This is a genomic window from Streptomonospora halophila (genome assembly GCF_039542725.1).
Taxonomy (GTDB): domain Bacteria; phylum Actinomycetota; class Actinomycetes; order Streptosporangiales; family Streptosporangiaceae; genus Streptomonospora; species Streptomonospora halophila.
In genome coordinates, this window is record NZ_BAABIK010000003.1 from 175,748 (window position 1) to 198,297 (window position 22,550).

Annotated in this window: 18 protein-coding genes; all 18 read left to right on the forward strand. The window is 72.8% G+C overall.

The genetic code is table 11. The annotated features are described in order from the left end of the window. Window positions 1-145 precede the first annotated feature (145 nt). Window positions 146-2,263, forward strand: coding sequence for an ATP-dependent zinc metalloprotease FtsH (ftsH, locus tag ABEA15_RS04330; protein WP_344140796.1), 2,118 nt, complete (start codon window positions 146-148; stop codon window positions 2,261-2,263). Window positions 2,264-2,292: 29 nt separating this feature from the next. Next, window positions 2,293-2,889, forward strand: coding sequence for a GTP cyclohydrolase I FolE (gene folE, locus ABEA15_RS04335; protein WP_344141466.1), 597 nt, complete (start codon window positions 2,293-2,295; stop codon window positions 2,887-2,889). Window positions 2,890-3,275: 386 nt separating this feature from the next. Continuing rightward, window positions 3,276-4,127: a dihydropteroate synthase gene (folP, locus tag ABEA15_RS04340; protein WP_344140795.1), complete on the forward strand. Its 852-nt coding sequence runs from the start codon at window positions 3,276-3,278 to the stop codon at window positions 4,125-4,127. Continuing rightward, entirely contained in the window at window positions 4,124-4,588 is a 465-nt protein-coding gene (locus ABEA15_RS04345) for a nuclear transport factor 2 family protein (RefSeq protein ID WP_344140794.1), read from the forward strand. Before folP ends, ABEA15_RS04345 begins: the two co-directional genes overlap by 4 nt. Then, a complete protein-coding gene (gene folB, locus ABEA15_RS04350; protein ID WP_344140793.1) occupies window positions 4,585-4,989 on the forward strand; it encodes a dihydroneopterin aldolase in 405 nt (134 codons plus the stop codon). The genes ABEA15_RS04345 and folB overlap by 4 nt, the downstream gene beginning before the upstream one ends. Window positions 4,990-5,032: 43 nt before the next feature. Then, window positions 5,033-5,548, forward strand: a complete 516-nt coding sequence (gene folK / locus ABEA15_RS04355; RefSeq protein WP_345555587.1) for a 2-amino-4-hydroxy-6-hydroxymethyldihydropteridine diphosphokinase — start codon at window positions 5,033-5,035, stop codon at window positions 5,546-5,548. A 72-nt stretch (window positions 5,549-5,620) separates the two neighbouring features. After that, window positions 5,621-6,160: a DUF3180 domain-containing protein gene (locus tag ABEA15_RS04360; protein WP_345555588.1), complete on the forward strand. Its 540-nt coding sequence runs from the start codon at window positions 5,621-5,623 to the stop codon at window positions 6,158-6,160. A 596-nt stretch (window positions 6,161-6,756) separates the two neighbouring features. Further along, window positions 6,757-7,200, forward strand: a complete 444-nt coding sequence (locus ABEA15_RS04365) for a PH domain-containing protein (protein ID WP_345555589.1) — start codon at window positions 6,757-6,759, stop codon at window positions 7,198-7,200. Window positions 7,201-9,723: 2,523 nt separating this feature from the next. Next, window positions 9,724-11,163: a PH domain-containing protein gene (locus tag ABEA15_RS04370; RefSeq protein WP_345555590.1), complete on the forward strand. Its 1,440-nt coding sequence runs from the start codon at window positions 9,724-9,726 to the stop codon at window positions 11,161-11,163. Between the two features lie 312 nt (window positions 11,164-11,475). Further along, window positions 11,476-11,718: a DUF320 domain-containing protein gene (locus ABEA15_RS04375; RefSeq protein ID WP_344140789.1), complete on the forward strand. Its 243-nt coding sequence runs from the start codon at window positions 11,476-11,478 to the stop codon at window positions 11,716-11,718. A gap of 1,618 nt (window positions 11,719-13,336) precedes the next feature. Beyond that, window positions 13,337-13,594 carry a DUF320 domain-containing protein gene (locus tag ABEA15_RS04380; protein ID WP_344140788.1) on the forward strand — a complete coding sequence of 86 codons (258 nt, stop codon included), beginning with the start codon at window positions 13,337-13,339 and terminating at the stop codon, window positions 13,592-13,594. 404 nt (window positions 13,595-13,998) lie between these two features. Next, window positions 13,999-14,889, forward strand: coding sequence for a Rossmann-like and DUF2520 domain-containing protein (locus ABEA15_RS04385; RefSeq protein ID WP_345555591.1), 891 nt, complete (start codon window positions 13,999-14,001; stop codon window positions 14,887-14,889). An 89-nt stretch (window positions 14,890-14,978) separates the two neighbouring features. After that, complete coding sequence (panC, locus tag ABEA15_RS04390; RefSeq protein ID WP_344141464.1) at window positions 14,979-15,854, forward strand: pantoate--beta-alanine ligase; 876 nt, start codon at window positions 14,979-14,981, stop codon at window positions 15,852-15,854. Between the two features lie 61 nt (window positions 15,855-15,915). Beyond that, complete coding sequence (locus tag ABEA15_RS04395) at window positions 15,916-18,546, forward strand: L-aspartate oxidase (RefSeq protein ID WP_345555592.1); 2,631 nt, start codon at window positions 15,916-15,918, stop codon at window positions 18,544-18,546. Window positions 18,547-18,577: 31 nt separating this feature from the next. Then, window positions 18,578-19,357, forward strand: coding sequence for a type III pantothenate kinase (locus tag ABEA15_RS04400; protein WP_344140785.1), 780 nt, complete (start codon window positions 18,578-18,580; stop codon window positions 19,355-19,357). A gap of 72 nt (window positions 19,358-19,429) precedes the next feature. Continuing rightward, window positions 19,430-20,926 carry a bifunctional lysylphosphatidylglycerol synthetase/lysine--tRNA ligase LysX gene (lysX, locus tag ABEA15_RS04405; protein WP_345555593.1) on the forward strand — a complete coding sequence of 499 codons (1,497 nt, stop codon included), beginning with the start codon at window positions 19,430-19,432 and terminating at the stop codon, window positions 20,924-20,926. 614 nt (window positions 20,927-21,540) lie between these two features. Further along, a complete protein-coding gene (locus tag ABEA15_RS04410; RefSeq protein ID WP_344140783.1) occupies window positions 21,541-21,861 on the forward strand; it encodes a LuxR C-terminal-related transcriptional regulator in 321 nt (106 codons plus the stop codon). 148 nt (window positions 21,862-22,009) lie between these two features. Continuing rightward, window positions 22,010-22,550, forward strand: a 541-nt coding sequence (locus tag ABEA15_RS04415) for an amino-acid N-acetyltransferase (RefSeq protein ID WP_345555594.1), incomplete at its 3' end; no start/stop codon positions are given.

Sequence of the window (22,550 nt, forward strand, 5' to 3'; positions counted from 1 at the left end):
CACATGGGGCTACTCGGCCAAGCGGTGCGGGTTTGGCAAACGGCGCGTACGCGCCCGCGCCCGGCACCGCCGCCGCGCCGACCCCTGCGGTTTTCGGGGCAAGCCGGCTGGTCAGGAGGGACGGACCCAGCGGGGTTCCGGATAGATGAATCTCAAGCGCTTGTACCGCGGGCCGTGGCTTTGGATCGTGGCCATCGGCCTGCTGATTATCGCCGTTTTCCAGTTCACCGGCCTGGGCTCGGGCACCGAGCCGGAGAAGGTCGACTCCTCCAAGGTCTTCGACCTGATCGCCCAGAACAAGGTGGACAACGCCCGGCTGGTCGACAAGGAACAGCGGATCGAGGTGACCACCACCGGCGGCAAGGTCTATGAGGCCTACTGGGTCGCCGGCCAGGGCGACGAGATCGCGCAGCGGCTCGAAAACCTGGAACAGGACGGCGACAACGCCGACGGCAGCGGGAACCTCCAGTCCTACGACATCGAGGTCCCCCAGGACAGCATGTTCGTGTCGCTGCTGTTCAGCTTCCTGCCGCTGATCATCATCATCGCCATCTTCCTGTTCATCATGAACCAGATGCAGGGCGGCGGCGGCCGCGTGATGAACTTCGGCAAGTCCAAGGCCAAGCTGATCACCAAGGACACGCCCAAGAGCACGTTCGCCGACGTCGCGGGCGCCGACGAGGCCATCGAGGAGCTCGGGGAGATCAAGGACTTCCTGCAGAACCCCTCGAAGTTCCAGTCGATGGGCGCGAAGATCCCCAAGGGCGTGCTGCTCTTCGGCCCTCCCGGCACCGGTAAGACCCTGCTCGCACGCGCCGTCGCGGGCGAGGCCGGCGTCCCGTTCTACTCCATCTCCGGTTCCGACTTCGTCGAGATGTTCGTCGGTGTGGGCGCTTCCCGGGTGCGCGACCTGTTCGAGCAGGCCAAGGCCAACGCGCCGGCCATCATCTTCGTCGACGAGATCGACGCCGTCGGGCGCCACCGCGGCGCCGGCATGGGCGGCGGCCACGACGAGCGCGAGCAGACGCTGAACCAGATGCTCGTCGAGATGGACGGGTTCGACATCAAGGGCGGGGTCATCCTGATCGCCGCCACGAACCGCCCGGACATCCTCGACCCGGCCCTGCTGCGCCCCGGCCGCTTCGACCGCCAGATCGTCGTGGACCGCCCCGACATGGAGGGCCGCAAGGGCATCCTGGAGGTCCACGCCAAGGGCAAGCCGATGGCCGACGACGTCGACCTCGACGTCATCGCCCGCCGCACCTCCGGCATGACCGGCGCCGACCTGCAGAACGTCGTCAACGAGGGCGCCCTGCTGGCGGCCCGTGCCGGGCACAACCTGATCGACCTGGCCACCCTGGAGGAGGCCATCGACCGGGTGATGGCCGGTCCCGAGCGCAAGACCCGCGTCATGTCCGACGCCGAGAAGAAGGTCATCGCCTACCACGAGGGCGGGCACGCCCTGGTCGGCCACGCGCTGCCGCACGCGGACCCGGTACACAAGATCACCATCCTGCCGCGCGGCCGCGCGCTGGGCTACACCATGTCCGTGCCGATGGAGGACAAGTTCCTCACCTCGCGCTCGGAGATGATGGACCAGCTCGCCATGATGCTGGGCGGGCGCGCCGCCGAGGAGATGGTCTTCCACGAGCCCACCACAGGCGCGGCCAACGACATCGACAAGGCCACCAGCCTGGCCCGCAACATGATCACCGAGTACGGCATGAGCGAGCGGCTGGGGGCGCGCAAGTTCGGCAGCGGCAACTCCGAGCCGTTCCTGGGCCGCGAGATGTCGCACTCGCGCGAGTACTCCGAGGAGATCGCCTCGGTGATCGACGAGGAGGTGCGCCGCCTCATCGAGTCGGCCCACGACGAGGCGTGGGAGATCCTGGTCGACTACCGCGCCGTCCTCGACGACCTGGTGCTGCACCTGCTGGACAAGGAGACCCTGTCCAAGGAGGAGGTCCTGGAGATCTTCGCTCCGGTGGCCAAGCGTCCTTCGCGCGGCTCCTACACCGGCTACGGCAAGCGCCAGCCCTCCTCGCGTCCGCCGGTGAAGACGCCCAAGGAGCTGGCGGTGCTGGGCCCGCGCGACCTGGAGGACGTCTCCTCGGGCAACGGCCAGGGCGAGTACTCCGGCGGCGAGCCGTGGAGCGAGTCCGACCGCGGCGGCGAGTCCGCCGAGGGCGGCCCCGCGGGCGGGGTCAACGGCAGCGGGCGGCAGTCGGGCGAGTCCGAGGACGGCAGCGGGGACCAGGTGTGAGTGCCGAGGGCCCCGAGCCTGACACCGACATTCCGCTGGTCGTGCCGGAGCGGCACGCCGTCGACCACGCCCGCATCGAGAAGGCGGTCCGGGAGATCCTCGTCGCCATCGGCGAGGACCCCGACCGCGAGGGCCTGCGCGAGACCCCCGCCCGGGTGGCGCGCGCCTACGAAGAGCAGTTCGCCGGCCTGGGGCAGCAGCCCGAGGACGTGCTGACCACGGTGTTCGAGGCCGGCCACGAGGAGATGGTGCTGGTCCGCGACATCGAGCTGTACTCGACGTGCGAGCACCACCTGGTGCCCTTCTACGGCAGCGCGCACGTGGGCTACATCCCCAACAGCAAGGGCCAGATCACCGGGCTGTCCAAGATCGCCCGGCTCGTGGACGTCTACGCGCGCCGCCCGCAGGTGCAGGAGCGGCTGACCACCCAGGTCGCCGACGGCATCATGACCCAGCTGGAGCCGCGGGGGGTGATCGTGGTGATCGAGGCCGAGCACCTGTGCATGACGATGCGCGGGGTGCGCAAGCCCGGAGCCAAGACCGTGACGTCGGCGGTGCGGGGCGACTTCCGCAACCGCGACCGCACCCGCGCCGAGGCGATGAGCCTGATCCTCGGGCACCACTGAGCTCCGCGGGCGCCGCGCCTCCGCTCTCCCTCCGACACTCCGGCAGCAGAGCGCCGACCTGCCGCGCCGGACTGCGCCGGCGTGCGCCGCCCTGCACCCTCCTAACCCCCGACCCGGCTTTCGGCCCAGAGCGCAACCGGTCGACCCGCGGCGGTGGCGCCCGGCATGATCGATCAAAGGGCGGGTCGCAGCGGAAGCCGGGGTTCTCGTAGGCTGATCGCACGATCCCCGTCAGCCGCGGCGGCCCACGTACGGGAGGGGAAGAGAAGATCACGGCTATCGAAGCGAACGGGTCCGAGCAGTGGGAGGGCGCCGGAGCCGGTTCTGCCCCGCTGCCCTCGGGCCGGGACCTCCCCGGGCTTCCGATCCGGCGGAGATGCCTGGTGATGGGCGTCGTGAACGTGACCCCGGACTCCTTCTCCGACGGAGGGCGCTGGTTCGACACGGCGAAGGCCGTCGAGCACGGTGTCCGCCTCGCCGAGGAGGGCGCCGACATCGTCGACGTCGGCGGCGAGTCCACCCGGCCGGGCGCCCAGCGCGTCTCCCGCGACGAGGAGCTGCGCCGCATCGGGCCGGTCGTCCGCGAGCTGGCGCGGCAGGGCATCGCCGTCAGCGTCGACACCATGCGCGCCGAGGTCGCCGCCCACGCGGTCGAGGCCGGGGCGCGGCTGGTCAACGACGTCAGCGGCGGGCTCGCCGATCCCGCCATGGCCCGGCTGGTCGCCAAGACCGGCGTCGCCTACGTGCTGATGCACTGGCGCGGGCACAGCCACCGGATGCAGGACCGCGCCCGCTACGACGACGTGGTCCAGGAGGTCCACGACGAGCTGCGCGACCGCCTGTCGGCGATGGCCGACGACGGAGTCGACCCCGGCCAGATCGTCCTCGACCCCGGACTGGGGTTCTCCAAGCTGCCCGACCGCGCCCACAACTGGGCGCTGCTCGCCCATCTCGACCGATTCAACGACTTGGGGCGTCCACTCTTGATCGCAGGCTCCCGCAAACGCTTCCTGGGCCGACTGCTCAGCGACGCCGACGGCAACGCGCGCGACTTCACCGCATGCGACGACGCGACGATCGCGCTGACCACCCTCTCCGCCGCCCAGGGGGCATGGTGCGTTCGCGTGCACGACGTGCGGCCCAACGCCGACGCGGTGCGGGTCGCCGCGGCATGGCGCACCGGCGGGGCGCTCCTGGACGAAGGGCGCGGCGACCTCATCGGCCGGAGCGGCGTGTGAGGTCCCGCCAGGAGGTCATGGAGCGCGTCGCCGAGGCCAACGCGCAGTTCTACGGCGCCATCGAGAACGGCGACATCGACCTGATGCGCCGCGTGTGGGCCGAGGAGGACGAGGCCCCCGACCTGGTCTGCGTCAACCCGGGCTGGCCGCTGCTGCGCGGCCGCGCCGAGATCATGCGCGCCTGGGCGCTGATCATGGCGAACGTGCCCTACATCCAGTACGTGCTCACCGAGACCCACATCGGCGTCAGCGGCGAGGTGGCCATGGTCACCTGCGAGGAGAACGTGCTCACCGCCGAGGACGACACGCCGGGCTTCGTCGCGGGCGGGCAGGTCGTGACCACGAACATGTTCGTGCGGACCCCGGAGGGCTGGCGGCTGTGGTCGCACCACGCCTCGCCGGTCCTCCTCGACGAGAGCGACGAGGACGGCGAGCAGGACGGGGACGGGGACATCGTGTGAGCGAGGAGCTGGACCGCCTCCGGCTGAGCGGCCTGCGTGCCCGCGGCTTCCACGGCGTGCTGGAGCACGAGCGCCGCGAGGGCCAGGACTTCGTCGTGGACGTCGAGCTCGGCCTGGACCTGGGCGAGGCGGGGCGCAGCGACGCCCTCGCCGACACCGTGCACTACGGTGAGCTGGCCGAGGCCCTGGTGGCCGTCGTGCGGGGCGAGCCGCTCGACCTGATCGAGGCGCTGGCCGAGCGCCTGGCGCGGGTGTGCCTGGCCGAGCCGAGAGTGCGCCGTGCCGAGGTGACCGTGCACAAGCCGCAGGCGCCCATCCCGCACGCCTTCGACGACGTGGCGGTCACGATCGTGCGCAGGAACGAGAAGGAGGCGGGCGGAGACCCGCGGGAACAAGCGTGAGCCGCGCGGGGCTGTCGGCGACGGCCGGTCGAGGGGGTGGACGATGAGCGGACTGGCGGCGCCGCGCCGGGTGGTGCTGTCCCTGGGCAGCAACGTGGGCAACCGGATGACCGCCCTGCAGAGCGCCGTGGACGCGCTGTTCGACGCGCCGGGTCTGGAACCGGTGGCACTGTCGCCGGTCTACGAGACCGCCCCGGTGGGCGGCCCGGAGCAGGAGCCGTTCCTCAACGCCGTCGTCACCGCCGACACCACCATGCCCGCCGACGTGCTGCTGGAGCGAGCGCAGTCGGTCGAGGAGGCGCTGGGCCGCGTGCGCGGCGTGCGGTGGGGGCCGCGGACCCTGGACGTCGACATCATCGCGGTCGGCGGCGAGCGCAGCGACGACCCGCGGCTCACGCTGCCGCACCCGCGCGCCCACGAGCGGGCGTTCGTGCTGCGGCCCTGGTCCGACGTCGACCCCGGCGCCGAGATCGCCGGCCGCGGAGCGGTGCTCGACCTGCTCGCGGCGGTCGGGGGCCAGGAGCTGAACCGCCGCGACGACCTGGAGCTGCGGGTGTGAGCGCCGCCGGGCGGGGGCGTGGACCGGTCATCGGGGATCAGGGGCATCGGCGTCTTTGAGGTTGTGAGGACTGTGTACGACGACAACGAGGACGGGCCCGAGGACCACCGGAGCGGCGGCGGCTCCGGCGACGGGGGCGACAACGGCGAGGGCCGGATCCGGCCGACGGGCTGGCAGACGCCGTCGGCGGTCGCGGTCGTCTCGGCGGTGGCGGCCTTCCTGGTGATCGACGAGGTCTACGGCGCGATCCCGATGCTGCCGTGGAGCGCCATCCCCACGCTGCTGCTGCTCGCCGCCGCCGAGGCCATCACGGCGGTGCACACCCGGCGGCGGATCCGCCGGGTGCCGGGCACCGAGCCGATCGAGCCGCTGAGCACCGCCAGGCTGGTGGCCCTGGCCAAGGCGAGCGCGGTGTTCGCGTCGATCGCCGTGGGCGCCTTCGCCGGGATGCTGGTCTCCCTGCTCGACCGCCTCGGCGCGGTCGACGTCCGCACCGACGCCCTGACGGCCGGGGGCACCCTGCTGTCGGCCGCGGTCCTCCTCGCGGCGGCGCTGTACCTGGAGTACGCCTGCCGCGTCCCGGACGACTCGGCGGGGCAGGAGTCGTCCTAGAGGGAGCCGGGGGAGTCGGGCCGCGCCTCCCGCGGTGAGCACGCCGGCGTAGCCGAGCGCCGACCTGGGGCCGCGATCGCGAACAGCAGTGCCGCGCCGGAGCCGACCGTGTTCTCGACGTGCCCGCTCGCCAGGAGTCCGAGCCGGGTCCTGCCCGGCCCTTCGTCGACGTGTTCTCTCCCCTGCGCCGGGAGGGTCGGCAACGGCCGAGGCGCACGACTCCACTCGTCCATCGGGCGCCGAGCGGCGGTCAGGGGACGTGCCATGGCGAATCCCCTCCTCTCGGGCATGCTGCGCGTGCACCCGCTCGGAGCAGTGCGGCACGCCGGAAACCGCCGCTTGGGGGTGCTGTCGGGCGGTTCGTCCTGCCCTGTGCGCGGCGCCGCCGCGGAGTGGCATCGGGATGATTGACTGGAATCGTGGACTTTGCCGCGTCTGAGCCAGTCTCCGAGCAAACCGCCTCCAGCCCGCGGGAGGACAGCGGGCCGCCGACCGAACAGGACACGTCCGCGACCTCCCAGCCGGTCGGCCGCGAGGCGCGCGCCGCGCGCATCGAGGCTGCCTTTGCCGCGCCGGAGGGCAGCTCGTGGACCCGTGTGTCGACGTCCCTGACCTGGTATCGCAGGTTGGTGATGCTCGCCGTGCTCGTCCCGGTGCTGCTGCTGGGCGGGGCGGCGCTGTGGGCCGTCGGCTGGGTGTGGGCGCTCGCCTGGGCCGTTCTGGTGGCCGCCGGCGGCGCCGCGGGGTGGTGGGCCGCCCGCGCCATCCGCGCCACCTGGGGCTACGCCGAAGGCGAGACCGACCTGTACCTGACCTACGGCCTGGTCACCCGCCAGCTGGTGGTGATCCCGTACGGGCGCATGCAGGTCGTCGACGTCACCTCCGACCTGTTGGAACAGACGCTGGGTATGGCCACGGTGCAGGTACGCACGGCGGCGACGACCGCCGACTCCCGCATCCCGGGCCTGCGCCTGGACGACGCCGTGCAGCTGCGCGACCGACTGGCCGCGCGCAGCGAGACCTTCTCGACGGGGCTGTGATCCGTGAGCGACGCCGACCACCCCGCGTCCGGTCCGCCCGCCGGCGGCAGGCCCGCCGACGGCCGCCGCAGGCCGGACTCCGGTTCCCCGGGCGCCCGCCCGCGACCGTCCGAGTCCGCCGACCCGGCGCACCCCGCCGCCGAGTGGTTCGGTCCCGAGCCCGCCGAACCCCGGAACGATCCGGATGCCGCTGAGGAAGCCGGCGAAGCCGCGGTGTCCTCGGAGGCCGCGCAAGACGAGCGTGACGCGCGGAGCGACGATGCGCCCGATGCCGGCCCCGAAGCCGAAAGCGGAGCCGGTGCCGCGGCGGGTGCGGGCCGTGGGGATCGGTCGGTGGTGTCGGCCGAGGGGTGGTTCATGGCTGAGGCCGGTCCGGGTCGCGAGGGCGTTCGCGGAGCGGGCTTTGGTGACCGTGAGCCCTTCGCCGGTGGGGAGTCGGAGGGCGAGGGTCCCGGTGGTGCGGCTGCAGGTTCCGGCAGCGGTGGGGAGCCGGAAGCGCAGGGGGACGAGCACCAGAACACCGGACAGGGGACCGGCCGCGGCGACGGCCGGGGCTCGCAAGGTGCCGGTGCCGCGGCGGGTGCGGGCCGTGGGGATCGGTCGGTGGTGTCGGCCGAGGGGTGGTTCATGGCTGAGGCCGCGGAGGCCGGTCCGGGTCGCGAGGGCGGCCGCGGAGCGGGCTTTGGTGACCGTGAGCCCTTCGCCGGTGGGGAGTCGGAGGGCGAGGGTCCCGGTGGTGCGGCTGCAGGTTCCGGCAGCGGTGGGGAGCCGGAGGCGCAGGGGGACGAACACCAGAACACCGGACAGGGGACCGGCCGCGGCACCGGCCGGGACCGTTCCGCGCGGCAGCCGCCCGCGGAAGCTGTCGGCGGTGAAAACGACGAGGCCGCAGCCGCGCCCGCCGAGACAACGCGCCGGGACGAGTCCGACGCTCGTGAAGCGGCGGTGCGCGGATGGGCGGGCGAACCGGGTGCGCCCTCGGCGCACGGCGAGCCGGACCCGGACGAGGGCGCCGAGGACTGGGTCTTCGAACGTCCCGCCGCGCGCGGCCTGTCCGAACTCCGCCCCGTGACCGCGCCGACGGACACCCACCGCCACGAGCAGGTGGCGCCTCCCCCGATCGCGGACCGTCCCTACTACGCGCCGCGCGGCGCCGATGACCTCGATTCGGACCAGAGCCCGTCCGCGCGTGCGTCATCCCGCTCCGACGGCGCGGCCGACGTGCCCCACGGCGAATCCGAGGACCCGGCTACCGGCTCGGCCGGTCCGGCTGAAGAGGCCGCAGTGGAGCAGCCGGGCGCGGAACGATCGGCCGATGACGGCCCGCGGCTTCCGTGGGCCGCAGTCGGCGACCAGGCGAGGGATCACGCCACGTCTTCCGATGACGGCCCGCTCCACGCCGCGGGTGCGGACGGCGATGCCGCCGGTGGCGAGTCGGGGCCGACGCGTGCGGCATCTGATGCCGGGCCGGGGCATCGCGGCGCCCGTGGCGCGGTAGGTGATCAGCCGAAGGACATCGGCGCGGCATCCGGGGCGGGTTCACCTGCCGCCGCAGAGTCGGACAGCGCCGCGCGTACCGGGGGCGACGCCGCCGGCGGCTCGGAGGAGGCCCCCGGGCCGCCGAGTGTCACGCGCGGATCGTTCGGCGGCGGCCCGGACCGGTGCACCGGCGACGGCCCGCTGGGCGGTATCGCCGAGCCCGCTACGCATGCGGGCGCTGCCCAGCGGTCGAACGCGCCCGGCGGCGCTGACGAGGGCGAAGGCGATCTCCTCGGGACGGGTACCGGCGGAGAGGCCCAGCGCCTCGATGGCGACGGCGGTGCCCCAGGACGCTGGGAGGACGCAGCCGCCCGCACCGCTGGCGGCGGTGCGCCCGGCGCCGACGTGGTCGGCACGGACGCGTCCGGCGTCCCCGTCGCCGAGTCGGACAGCCAGCACCCCGCCGGACAGGCGAAGCGCCGACCAGGCCCCAGGATCGTGCCCGCGCACCCGTCGCCGCCCAGCGGAGCCGCGGCGCAGCCGCCGGCCGGCGCGGCCCCGCAGCAATGGGCGCGTCCGCCCGCCGGCGATCCCGGCCGCCCCGAGCAGTCGGCTTCGCACACGTCGGTTCAGGGTGCGTCGGGCGTGTCGCACTACGGCGCCGGACCAGCGCAGTCCGCGCCGCCCCCGCCCGCTTACGGGCCCGGCACGACGCAGTACGGTCCGGGGTCCGGCTTCACGCAGAGTGCATCGTCGGGTCAGGCCGGCCCTGGGGGTTCGCCGGATGCTGCTTCGCCCGGTCGTTGGGGGCCGGTCGCTCCGCCTGGGCACAGCGGTATGGCGCCGGACGCGCCGGGCGCGGGCGGCACGAGCGTCGGCGGGCCGCCGGGTGCGGCCCCGCCCGGTTATGGGGGGCCGGTCGGTCCGCCTGGGCACGGCGGTAGGGCGCCGGACGTGTCGTCCGGTCAGGCCGGTCCCGGGGGTTCGCCGGATGCTGCTTCGCCCGGTCGTTGGGGGCCGCTCGGCCCACCCGGACACGGCGGTATGGCGCCGAACGCGCCCCGTCCCGCCGACGGGCCCGTGCGCTTCCTTCCGCCGACGGTCGCGGGCCATCCCGCTCACCCCGGCCAGGCAGCGCCGCAGACCGGGGCGGTCCAGGCGGGGCCGAGCGAGCCCGACATCGCCCATGGCGCCCACCGCACGCACTGGGCCTCCGTGCCCCTCCAGGTCCTCCTGGTCACTCTCGTCTTCCTGGCCCTGCCGGGAGCACTGCTGGTCCAGTTCGGCCTCGTCTGGGTCCTGCTGATGACGCTGGCGGTCGCCTGCGGCGCCGTCGCGTTCGCGCTGCTGGCCTGGTGGAACTCCTCCTTCGGGCTCCGCGACGACCACCTGGTCGTCCACTCCGGCCTGCTCCGCCGCTCGTCGCGCGAGATCCCGCTGAGCCGCCTGCAGGCCGTGGACGTCGTGCGTCCGCTGCCCATGCAGGTCCTGGGCCTGGCCGAACTGCGCGTGGAGCTCGCCGGAGGCGACTCCAGCGAGATCAGGCTGCGGTACCTGTCGTGGGGGCGGGCGGAACGGCTGCGGGCCGCGCTGCTCGCCCACGCCGCGGGGCTCGCGGGCAGCACGCCGAAGGCGCCGGAATGGCCGTTCTTCCGGCTGCCGTTCGGGCTGCTTCTGGGCGCCCTCGCCTTCCGGCTGCCCGTGCTGGGCAGCGTGGTCCTGTTCGTGCTCCTCATCGCCGCCGGCGGTGCGGTCGTCAGCAGCACCGGCCTGTTCGAAGCAGGGGTCCTCGGCGGCGCCGTGCCGCTGCTCCTGGGTCTGATGCGCGGGTTCCTCGGCCCATTGATGCGCTACACCGACTTCTACAGCTCCCTGTCACCCGACGGGCTGCGGCTGCGCTACGGGATCTTCCAGGCGCGCATGCAGACCGTGCCGCCGGGACGGGTGCAGGCGGTGCGCATCGTCGAGCCGCTGCTGTGGCGCGCGATGGGCGTCGTGCGGGTGGAGGCCAACGTGGCCGGCTACGTCGGCGAGCGGCAGATGGACTCCTCGACCCTGCTCCCCGTCGTCCCGCGGCGGATCGCCTACCTGCTGGTCCGTGAGCTCTTCGCCGGCGCTGACGTCTCCCGAACGGCCCTGCACCCGGCCGCGGGCGGGCGGGCCCGCGACGGCGATCTCGGCGTCGACGAGCAGTTGTTCGTCGCACGCCGCGGCCGGGTGTGCCGCGTCACCGAGATCGTGCCGCATACGCGGACCCAGAGCATCCGGATGACCGCCGGCCCGGTGAGCCGCCGGCGTGGAGTGGCCACGGTCGAGGCCGACACGCCGCCCGGACCGATCCGGGCGCACGCGAGCGGCCGTGAGATCGCGGAGGCGCGCCGGATCGTCGACGGCATGGCCGCCTTCGGGCACGCGGCCCGCCACTCGAACGCGGGGCCCGAGCGCTGGGCAACCCGTAGCGAGCCGCCGCCTTCGGCGCGCTGACCGACCGGTCCGCCCCGGGCGCGGTGAAATACAGGCGCCTGTGGCGTGTGTCACATGGCCGGCCGGTGGTCGCCGCGAAGGCCTGTCTGGCCCGGAGGTTCGTAGGGGAATGTCCGGACAATACGTGCCACGCTAAGTGCCTGAATGATTGCCGCCAGTTATTCGCTTTCGCCGAGTTGATGAAAAGACGGGACGCGGGTGCGAGTGTGTGGCTAGATTGGTGTCTCGAACGCGATGTGTAATCGTGTTCTCACGCACAGTCGACAATCCCGGGTGGCCCTGTCCGCCCGGCCTGGATAAGGGGAAATCCACGTGCTGAAGAAGACCCTGGTCGCCAGTGCCCTGACCGCCGCCGCGGCCGGCGCGATCCTCGCGAGCGCGCCGAGCGCTTCCGCCGACGACGACATCATGACCTCGGGCAACGGCTCGATCCTGGGCGGGAACCAGATCGTCGCCGACCTGAACGTCCCGGTCAACGTCTGCGGCAACGGAATCGGCATCCTCGGCAACGGCGGCGGTGCCTGCCACAAGTCCGGCGCGATGGTCTGGGAGTAACACTGCGCCGCGTGCTTCCGCCAAGCGGGGGCACCCACCGAGCACCGCGAGCCGGCGTCGTCCACGGGCGGCGCCGGCTTCGCGCTGTTCGGGGCTCCGATGTCGCCCTCCGCCCTGTCGCGGAGAGGGGGTGACGGTCCGGATGGGATGAACCACGCAATCCAGGCGACTGTGGCCGAGTAGGAGTGGATGGCGGCCGTCGAGAGGGCGACGAAACCGCTCTGATGCATGCCCCTGCACCCCGGCGCGCCGCAGTGGGTCTTCTGGTTAGAGAACTTATACCACTTTGACCGATTTGCCCCCCGGATTGCATGCCCCCTGCTTCCGCGAGGGCGACGACATGCGCCAAATACACTCTCCGAGGCTTCTCGGCGCTGGTTCTGGCGGTTTCGTTGCCATTCGGGTGCATGCGGTGGGCGTCAATACTGACATAGCGGGCAAATCGACCGCCACTCTTTCGGATTGCGGAATGATGGCGGGGTGGCGGTGCCTCTCCGCTGTTCGAGCGCGGATCGTGCTTCCCGTGCCAGCAGGGGGTGCCGATATGACCGGAACGTCAAACTCCAGTGCCTTCGGCGCCTGCACCCCCGTGCGCGGCCGTCGCTGCCGCGTCGGGCGCGTGACTGGCGGGTACCGGGACCGATGTCCTGAGGTTGGGCCCTCCGCTGCTTTTTGGTGCCGCGCCGCCTGCGTGGCCGGCGGGCGCGGGGTCCGATGCTCACGCGCTGAACCGTCGCATGCGTGACCGACGGGAACCCGGTGCGATGTGCGCGGGCTGGACCTTCCACGGCTGTTGCTGCCTCGTCGGGCGCGTGACCGATGGGCACCGGGTGCGATGTGCGCGGGCTGGACCTTCCACGGCTGTTGCTGCCTCGTCGGGGGCGTCACCGGCGGGTACCGGGACCGATGTCCTGAGGCTGGGTCCTCCGCTGCTTTTCCCGCCTCGTCGCCTGCGTGGCTGGCGGGTGCCGGGACCGATGCTCGCGCGCTGCACCCTCCGCGGCCGTTGGTGCCTCGTCGGGCGCGTGACCGGTGGGCACCGGGTGCGATGTGCGCGGGTTGACCCTGCGCTGTCGTTGCTGCTTCGTCGGGGGCGTCACCGGTGGGCACCGGGTGTGGTGTGCGCGGGCTGGACCTTCCACGGCCGTTGCTGCTTCGTCGCCCGCGTGACCGCGGGCACGGGGGCCGGTCTTCGCAGGCCGGGCCGGGAACGGCCGATGCTGCTCCGTTGGGCGGTTCCGGTCCGAACCGGTTCCGGTGGTGGGTGTCGTGTGGTGATTCTGTGTGACCGCAACGGGGGCAGAAGTTTTGTCGCCGAAACTCCCGATAGCTCGTGCGCGGAACCGGGGCTGCTGGGGAGCGAGGAGTGTGGCCTGGGTCTCATTCGGCCTCTGGTGTGGTGGTACACGTGCGAGGCACCCCGCCCCATGTCCGGACAAGTCCGTTCACTAAGAGTGCGGTACCAGCCTCTTTCCGTTATGGATGCAGGTGAACGTGTGTGTGAGTGAGGGTGCCGACGGCTACATCCCTGCCAGGCGCCCGAGGATGCAGGGCGCCCGGACGCAAACGACCAGGACGACCGGCCGCCCCCGACCGGTCTCCCAAGAAGGGAAGCCACGTGCTGAAGAAGTCCCTCGCCGCCGCTGCAGTCGCCGCCGCCTCCGGCGCGGTCCTGTTCGGCGCCACCCCCGCCTACGCCGCCGCCTACCCCTACTCGGACGTCATCCCCGCAGGCAACGGCGGCTCCGTCTCCGGTGGCAACGGGTCCTGGGTCGACTCCGAGAACACGACGAACGGCTGCGGCAACTCCTCGTCCACCCTCGGCACCTCCGGAGCGGGCTGCCAGAACAACGGAGTCATGATCAACACCGACTGAGCCGCGGGCAGCGGTCGCGCTCGACTCGGCGGGTCGGTGCACCGCATCGTCCGTCCCCCACCCCCGCGCGCGGCGTCCCGTGCCCCTGGCGCCCGCGCGGGGCGATCGGCGCCTCATCCCAGGCGCCCGCCCCTCTACCGCCCTCACCACCCTCCCTGCGCAACCCGCACACCGCCCCTCGCTCCCTGGGCTCTACCTCACCACCTCCCGCCTCCACACCCACACCCCCAAACCCCCACACCCCGCGCCCGCACCCTTCACCTCCGCACCCACCCACCCCCACACCCCCACCCCCACACCCCCACCCCCACCCCCGCACGGGTGGCATGGACACCCATGCCCTCGGCTGAAAGTAAGCTGGCCGCGCAGATGTCCGGTACCCGGGTGGACTGGAACGAGGTGCGATGCAGCAGGCGGAGAACACGCAGCGGCCGGCTCGGCTGAGCGTCGGCGTCGTCGGCGCCGGCCGGGTCGGATCGGTCTTGGGGGCGGCGTTGGAGCGCGCGGGCCACCGGGTGGTCGCGGCCTCCGCGGTCTCCGAGGCCTCGCGCGAGCGCGCGGCCCGGCGCCTGCCCTCGGCGCGCATCGCCGAGCCAGCCGAGGTCGTCGCCGAGTCCGACCTTGTCCTGCTCACCGTGCCCGACGACGCGCTGGAACCGCTCGTGGGCGGGCTCGTCGAGACCGGCGCGGACTTCACCGGCACCTTCCTGGTCCACGCCAGCGGCGCACACGGATTCCACGCGCTCGCGCCGGCCACCTCCGCCGGAGCGCTCCCCCTCGCCCTGCACCCGGTGATGACCTTCACCGGCCGCGACGAGGACCTCGACCGCCTGGCCAGCTGCTCCTTCGGCGTGACAGCTCCCGACGCCCTGCGGCCCATCGCCGAGGCGCTGGTCGTGGAGATGGGGGCCGAACCCGTGTGGATCGCGGAGGAGCACCGCACCCTGTACCACACGGCCCTGACCGGTGGCGCGAACCACCTGGTCACCCTGGTCGCCGAAAGCGCCTCGCTGCTGCGTGCCGCGGGTGTCGAGCACCCCGCGCGCATGCTGGGGCCGCTCCTTGGCGCCGCCCTGGACAACGGTCTGCGGCTGGGTATGGACGGCCTCAGCGGCCCGGTTCTGCGCGGCGACACCGAGACCGTGTCCGCCCACATCGACGAACTGCGCCGCCATTCGCCCGAAAGCGTGCCCGCCTATGTGGCCCTCGCCCGCCTGACGGCTGATCGCGCTCTGGCCGCCGGACTGCTCAAGCCCCACGATGCCGAACGCCTGCTGGACGTCCTCCAGGCGTGAGCGACTTCCCCCGCAACCAGAGAGACATCCCCATGACGGACCCCACCGATACACCCGGCGGCGCCGCGCCCGACCCCGCCGCCACCCCCATGAGCCCCCACACCCCAAACACCCCCACGACCCCCGCCCTCGCACGCACACCCGAGGAACTGGCCCACCTGCGCGCACGCCTGGGCGGCCGCGTGGCGCTGGTGCCCACCATGGGCGCGCTGCACGGCGGGCACCGCGCGCTGATGGCCGCCGCCCGCGAGCAGGCGGACGCGCTCATCGTCAGCGTCTTCGTCAACCCGCTGCAGTTCGGCCCCGGCGAGGACTACGAGAACTACCCCCGCGATCTCGACGCCGACATGCGGGTGTGCGCCGAAGAGGGCGCCGCCCTGGTGTTCGCGCCGTCGGCCGAGGACATGTACCCCGGCGAGCAGATCGTGCGCGTCGACCCCGGTGAGATGGGCGGGGTGCTGGAGGGGGAGTTCCGCCCCGGCTTCTTCAGCGGTGTCCTCACGGTCGTCTGCAAGCTGTTCAACCTGGTCCGGCCGGACGTCGCCGTCTTCGGCCAGAAGGACGCCCAGCAGCTCGCGCTGGTGCGCCGGATGGTGCGCGACCTGAACCTGCCGGTCACCATCGCGGCGGCGCCGACCATGCGGGACCCCGACAACCTCGCGTCGTCGAGCCGCAACGCCTACCTCGGCCCCGAGGAGCGCCGCAGCGCGCTCGCCCTGTCCAAGGCGCTGCTGTCGGGGGCGGACGCCTCGCTCACCGGGCCGGTGGGTATTCTCAGTGCGGCCCGGGCAGTCCTCGACGAAGCGGTCGCGGGCGACCCACCGGTCACCGTGGACTACCTGACACTGGTCGACGCGAACACCTTCGCGGAGGTCCCCGGCGACTTCCGCGGGGACGCCGTGCTCCTCGTCGCGGCCCGTGTCGGGGGGACCAGGCTGATCGACAACGTGCCGCTCACTCTGTGAACCGCTCCGGTGAACCGCTCCCCGGGGCGGCGGGCGGCACCGGGACGAAGGAGGATCCGCGGTGTCGGACACGCCCCCCGAGCTTCCGCGCAAGCTGACCGCCCCCGACCCGGGCTGGACGGCCTCGGCCGACGTCGTGGTCGTCGGCTCCGGTATCGCTGGCCTCAGTACCGCCCTCCGCTACACCGAGCTGGCGCCGCACGGCCGGGTGGTGCTGGTCACCAAGGATCTCCTCGCCACGGGTTCGACGCGTTGGGCCCAGGGGGGCATCGCCGCGGTGACCGACCCGGCCGACGCCCCGCTGTCGCACATGGTCGACACGGTCGTCGCCGGGCGGGAGCTGTGCGACCCGGCGGCCGTGCGCACCCTGGTCACCGCCGGTCCCGACGCGCTGCGCTGGCTGGTGGAGCGCGGTACGGCGTTCGACCGCTCCGCTGACGGCAACCTGGACCTGACGCGCGAAGGCGGCCACCGCGCCCGCCGCATCGCCCACGCCGGAGGCGACGCCACCGGCGCCGAGATCGAGCGGGCGCTCATCCACGCCGTCACCGACGACCCGCGCATCGAGGTGATCGAGCACGCCTTCGCCCCCGACCTGCTGACGGCCCGCCCCGCCGGTGCGGGCGGCCGACCGTCAGCCGCCGGAGTCACGGTCCACGTCATCGGCGAGGGCGAGCGCGGCGGCGTCGGCCGGGTCCGGGCGCGCGCCGTCGTACTCGCCACCGGCGGGATCGGCCAGGCCTTCGCCTCCACGACCAATCCCGAGGTCTCCACCGGCGACGGCCTGGCGCTGGGCCTGCGCGCCGGCGCCGTGGCCGAGGACCTGGAGTTCGTGCAGTTCCACCCCACGGTGCTGTGGCTGGGCGCGCAGGCGCGCGGACAGCAGCCGCTGATCTCGGAGGCGGTCCGCGGCGAGGGCGCGTTCCTGGTCGACACCGAGGGCCGCCGGTTCATGAGCGACCGCCACGAGCTGGGCGATCTGGCCCCCCGCGACGTGGTGGCCAAGGGGGCGGCCGAGGCGATGGCCCGCACCGGCGCCGACCACGTCCTGCTGGACGGCCGCCACTTCGGCGCGCGGATGTGGGAGGAGCGCTTCCCCACCATCCTCGCCGCCTGCCGCAAGCACGGTATCGACCCGGTGACCGACCTGGTTCCGGTGGCCCCGGCCGCCCACTACGCCTCCGGCGGCCTGCGCACCGACCTGCGGGGCCGCTGCGGGATCAGCGGCCTCTACGCGGTCGGCGAGGTCGCCCGCACCGGCGTGCACGGCGCCAACCGGCTGGCGTCGAACTCGCTGCTGGAGAGCGTGGTCTTCGCCCACCACGCCGCCGAGGACCTGGCCGAACGCACGGCCGCCGACTCCGCCGACTCCGCCGAGCCCCTGCCGACCTCGCCGGCCGCGGCCGCGCCGGAAGGCCGCCCCGGGCTGGTCGCCCCCGCCAACGTCGCCCGGATCCGCACCGTGATGTCGCGGTGCGCCGGCGTGGTGCGCGAGGAGGCGGGCCTGCGCGCCGCCCTCGCGGAGCTGGCGGAGATCGCCGAGGACCCCGCCAACGGCGGCGCCGTGCCCGGCACGGCCGCCTGGGAGGCCACGAACCTGCTCACCGTCGCGGCGACACTGGTCCACGCCGCTCTCCTGCGGGTACGGGCCGACGCCGACGCCGACGCCGCCGGAGCCTCCGGCCCGGCCGCTGCGCTGCCGGCCCGGCTGAACGTCCGGGTGGCGCTGGGCGGGCGCCACGAGCTCGCCCCCGCCGAGTCGGACCCGCTGTCCGGGCCGCTGGAGAAGGAGCTGGAGGGCGCCGCCCGCTCGGGCGGCCACGCCGGCGGGGGAGCGGCCGGCGTTCTCGACCGGGTGCGCACCGCGCTGAGCGAGGACCTGAGCCTGCCCGGCGGGGAGAGCGGTACGGGCGTCGACACGACCAGCGTCGCGACGATCCCCGCCGGCCAGATCCGCACCGCCGACGTGGTGGCCCGCGCCGACGGCGTGGTGGCCGGCCTCCCGGTCGCCGAGCTCGTCTTCGCCGCGGTGACCGGCGGCGTGTTCGAGGTCGAGCGCCGCGCCGCCGACGGCGACCGGGTCGCCGCCGGGGACGTGCTCATGAGCGTCACCGCCCGCACCCGCGACCTGCTCACCGCCGAGCGCACCGCGTTGAACCTCCTCACGCACCTGTCCGGAATCGCCACCGCGACCGCCGCCTGGGTCGAGGCCGTCGCGGGCACCGGCGCGCGCGTGCGCGACAGCCGCAAGACGCACGCGGGCCTGCGCGCGCTGGAGAAGTACGCGGTGCGCTGCGGCGGCGGGGCCAACCACCGGTTCGGCCTGGCCGACGCGGCGCTGATCAAGGACAACCACGTGCTGGCCGCGGGCGGCGTCGCCGAGGCCGTCCGGGCCGTGCGCGCGGCCTTTCCGGACCTGCCCCTGGAGGTCGAGGTCGACCGGATCGACCAGATCGAACCGGCGCTGTCCGCCGGAGCCGAGGAGATCCTGCTGGACAACTTCACCGCCGGGCGGCTGCGCGAGGCGGTTGCGCTGACGGCGGGGCGGGCGCGGCTGGAGGCCAGCGGCGGCCTGCAGCTGTCCGAGGCGGCATCGGTCGCGGCGACCGGTGTGGACTTCCTGGCGGTCGGCGGGCTGACCCATTCCAGCCCAGCGCTGGACATCGCGCTCGATCTCCGGGACATTCGCTGAGATCCGCACAACTCATCACGAGAGGCCCCAGATGCTCCTTGCGATCGACGTCGGCAACTCGCACACGGTCCTCGGCCTCTTCGACGGCGAGCTGCTGGTCGAGCACTGGCGGGTCTCCACCGAGGCGCGCCGCACCGCCGACGAGTGGGCCGTGGTGCTGCACGGCCTGATCGGAGGGAGCTCCATCATCGCCAGCGGGCAGGTCGACGGCATCGCGCTGTGCTGTTCAGTGCCCTCGGTCCAGCACGAGATGCGCGAGATGTTCCGCCGCCACTTCGGCGACGTGGCCGCCGTCATCGTCGAGCCCGGCGTGAAGACCGGCGTGCCGGTGCGCATGGACAACCCCAAGGAGGTCGGCAGCGACCGCATCGTCAACGCGCTGGCGGCGGTCCAGCAGTACGGCGGACCGGCCGTGGTGGTGGACTTCGGCACGGCGACGACGTTCGACGCCGTGAGCCCCAAGGGCGAGTACGTGGGCGGGGCGATCGCGCCGGGAATCGACATCTCGGTCGAGGCCCTGTCGCGCCGTGGAGCGCAACTGCACATGGTGGAGCTGGTCAAGCCCCGCTCCGTGGTCGCCAAGAACACCACCGAGGCACTGCGTTCGGGCATCGTCTACGGGTTCGCCGGGCAGGTGGACGGGATCGTCGACCGCATGGCCCAGGAGCTGACCGACGACGCCGACGACGTCACCGTCGTGGCGACCGGCGGGCTGGCGCCGATGGTCGTCGACGAGTGCGAGACCGTCGACGTGCACGAGCCCTGGCTCACGCTGGTCGGGCTGCGCCTGGTCTTCCAGCGCAACGCCTGACGGGGCCGGCGGCCCGGCCGGGAGGCGATCGCACGTCGGGGCCACCCGCACCGGGCCGATAGGATTCTCGACGTGAGCGAAGGACTGGACGAATCCTACGACGACCTGCCCGAACAGATGCGGGTCCGGCGGGAGAAGCTGGACCGCCTGCGTGCGGAAGGCACCGACCCCTTTCCGTTCGGGTTCCCGCGTACCACCACGATCGGTGATATCCGCGACAAACACGGACACCTCACACCGGATTCGGCCACCGGCGAGCGCGTCGGCATCGCCGGGCGCGTCATGCTCTACCGCACCGGCGGCAAGCTGTGCTTCGCCACTCTCCGCGACGCCACCGGCGACCTGCAGGTGATGCTGTCGCTGGACAAGCTGGGCCCCGACGCGCTGGCGGCCTGGAAGAGCGACGTCGACCTCGGCGACCACGTCGGGGTCGAGGGCGAGGTCATCACCTCCCGCCGCGGCGAGCTGTCGGTGATGGTCGACGCCTGGAAGCTGACCGCCAAGTGCCTGCGCCCGCTGCCGGAGAAGCACCGCGGCCTCACCGACCCCGAGGCCCGGGTCCGCCAGCGCTACGTCGACCTGATCGTCAACCCCGACGCGCGCGCCATGGTGCGCAGCCGGGCCGCAGCCGTGCGCGCCCTGCGCGACGGGCTGCACGAGCGCGGCTACACCGAGGTCGAGACCCCGATGCTGCAGCGGGTGCACGGCGGCGCGACCGCGCGGCCCTTCACCACGCACATCAACGCCTACGACCTGGACCTGTACCTGCGCATCGCGCCCGAGCTGTACCTGAAGCGGCTCGTCGTGGGCGGTATCGAGAAGGTCTTCGAGATCAACCGGAACTTCCGCAACGAGGGCGCGGACTCCACGCACAACCCCGAGTTCACGATGCTGGAGTTCTACCAGGCCTACGCCGACTACGACGTGATGGCCGACCTCACCCGCGAGCTGCTGCAGGACGCGGTCCGCGCCGCGTTCGGCGGCACCGTGGTGGAGCGCGGCGGGACCGAGTACGACCTCAGCGGTGTCTGGCCGTCGGTCCGCCTCTACGACGCGGTCTCCGAGGCGGTCGACGGGGAGGTCACCCCGCGCACGCCGCTGGAGTCGGTGCGCAAGCTCGCCGACGCCCGCGGCGTCGAGTGGAGTCCGGACTGGGGGCAGGGGAAGCTGGCCGAGCACCTGTTCGAGGAGCTGGTCGAGCACACGCTTCAGCAGCCCACGTTCGTGCGGGACTTTCCGGTGGAGACCAGCCCGCTGACCCGCCGTCACCGCGAGGACCCGCTGGTCACCGAGAAGTGGGACCTGATCGGCTTCGGCATGGAGCTGGGCACCGGCTACTCCGAGCTCGTCGACCCGGTCGAGCAGCGGCGCCGGCTGACCGAGCAGTCGATGATGGCCGCCGGCGGCGATCCCGAGGCGATGCAGCTCGACGAGGACTTCCTGCGCGCGCTGGAGTACGGCATGCCGCCCTCGGGCGGGGTCGGCGTGGGCGTCGACCGGCTGCTGATGGCGCTCACGGGGCGCAACATCCGCGAGACCATCCTCTTCCCGATCGTCAAGCCCGAGTGAGCGCGGCGGGGCCCCGGCGGGTGCCGGGCGCCCCGCCGCGCGATCTCGTTGCCGGATCGTGATGTTCCGGGATTCGGGGAAACCGCAGGTCAGTGGCTGTGTATCAGAACACCCCCAGTAAGCTCCGCGTGGTGCCCGCCCGGGGTGCTCAAGGTCGCGGTGTGAAGGTTCTTTTCGCAGGTCAGTCTCATCTATGAGGTTTCCTCAGGCGCCACGCCTGTGACCTGGGATGATTGTGATATCACGCAAAGTAGTCAAACCGACCTTGACGGGCAGTTCGCATCGGCCTAGCGTTTCAAACCGAGCGGAGCTCCGCTCCGCTGGTTTGCCGTAGTGGATCGATATGACGGTGAGTGAGGATGGCTGGGCACGGCTTGGCCGGTTCCACCATTCTTGGCCGTGAGCGCCCGCGTGCGATCTGTCCGTCCCAGACCGCACCGACCGGTGGCGAACGCCCCTGCTCGCCGGGCGCTTCGTCCTTGTGCCAGAAGGACGTCGCAGCACCGGAGCCGGGAAGTCGCACCGGGGAACGTCGGCGCCCGCGTGTCCAGAGGCGCGCCTCCGCCCATCGCAGATCTCTTCGGTGACGAGTTGTTGTTCCGCACTCACCACGGATGAGGGAGGACGGAGTGGAACAGGCCACACTCGTACGTCGTGCCGCGAACGACCCGGGGACCCCGCTTGTGCGCGAAGGAATCGTGCCGACCCCGGTGCCGGTCCCCGAAGGGGGAAAGAACCTTCCGGTCAGCCTGACCGACGACGAACTCCAGCTTCTCGCTGAGATCGCCACCGGTGTGACCACGGACGTGGCCGCCCGGCGCCTGGAGCTGAGTGCGCGCACCCTGCGCCGCCGACTCCGGGCGATCTGCGACCAGCTGGGGGTCAACACCCCCATCGAGGCTGTCGTCTGGGCGGCGCGCAAGCAGCTGATCTAGCCAGAGGTACCGAAACCGACCGCACCATCCGGCTGAACGCACCCCTCGAAAACCGACGTCGCGGCACGCCGCCCCCGCCCTGTCCCGGCGGGGCGGCGGGCCCGCCCCGTGGCTGCGCGGCGCCGCAGGCGAGTAACCTGATGCGGTCATGCACGCAACCCAGGTCACCGTGCGCCGCGCGCGCACCCGCGACGTCGCCCACATCCGGAGGCTCGTCGACTCCTTCAGCGGCGAGCGCCGGGTGCTCACCAAGAGCACGGTCAACCTCTACGAGGACGTCCAGGAGTTCTGCGTCGCCGAGATCGGCGACGGCGCGGACCGCGCCGTGGTGGGCTGCGGCGCCGTGCACGTCCTGTGGGAGGACCTCGCCGAGGTCCGCACGGTGGTCGTCGACCCCGTCGCCCAGGGCCGCGGCGTCGGCCACAGCATCGTCGCCGCGCTGCTGGACCGGGCTCGCGAGCTGGGCATACGCAGGGTGTTCTGCCTGACCTTCGAGACCGCCTTCTTCGCCAGGCACGGTTTCGAGCCGATCCAGGGCGCGCCCGTCTCGCCGCGCGTGTACGAGGAGCTGCTGCGCTCCTACGACGAGGGCGTGGCCGAGTTCCTCGACCTGGAGCGGGTCAAGCCCAACACCCTGGGCAACACCCGGATGCTGGTGCACCTCAACGAGCCCGGCACCCCGCGCACGC

What these genes read in the sequence shown, in the direction of transcription:
- ABEA15_RS04410 (WP_344140783.1), top strand. Translation starts at nt 21,541, where the DNA reads ATGAGGGAGGACGGAGTGGAACAGGCCACACTCGTACGTCGTGCCGCG.
- folK (WP_345555587.1), top strand. Translation starts at nt 5,033, where the DNA reads ATGAGCGGACTGGCGGCGCCGCGCCGGGTGGTGCTGTCCCTGGGCAGC.
- ABEA15_RS04400 (WP_344140785.1), top strand. Translation starts at nt 18,578, where the DNA reads ATGCTCCTTGCGATCGACGTCGGCAACTCGCACACGGTCCTCGGCCTC.
- ftsH (WP_344140796.1), top strand. Translation starts at nt 146, where the DNA reads ATGAATCTCAAGCGCTTGTACCGCGGGCCGTGGCTTTGGATCGTGGCC.
- ABEA15_RS04385 (WP_345555591.1), top strand. Translation starts at nt 13,999, where the DNA reads ATGCAGCAGGCGGAGAACACGCAGCGGCCGGCTCGGCTGAGCGTCGGC.
- folP (WP_344140795.1), top strand. Translation starts at nt 3,276, where the DNA reads ATGGGCGTCGTGAACGTGACCCCGGACTCCTTCTCCGACGGAGGGCGC.
- panC (WP_344141464.1), top strand. Translation starts at nt 14,979, where the DNA reads ATGAGCCCCCACACCCCAAACACCCCCACGACCCCCGCCCTCGCACGC.
- ABEA15_RS04370 (WP_345555590.1), top strand. Translation starts at nt 9,724, where the DNA reads ATGGCGCCGAACGCGCCCCGTCCCGCCGACGGGCCCGTGCGCTTCCTT.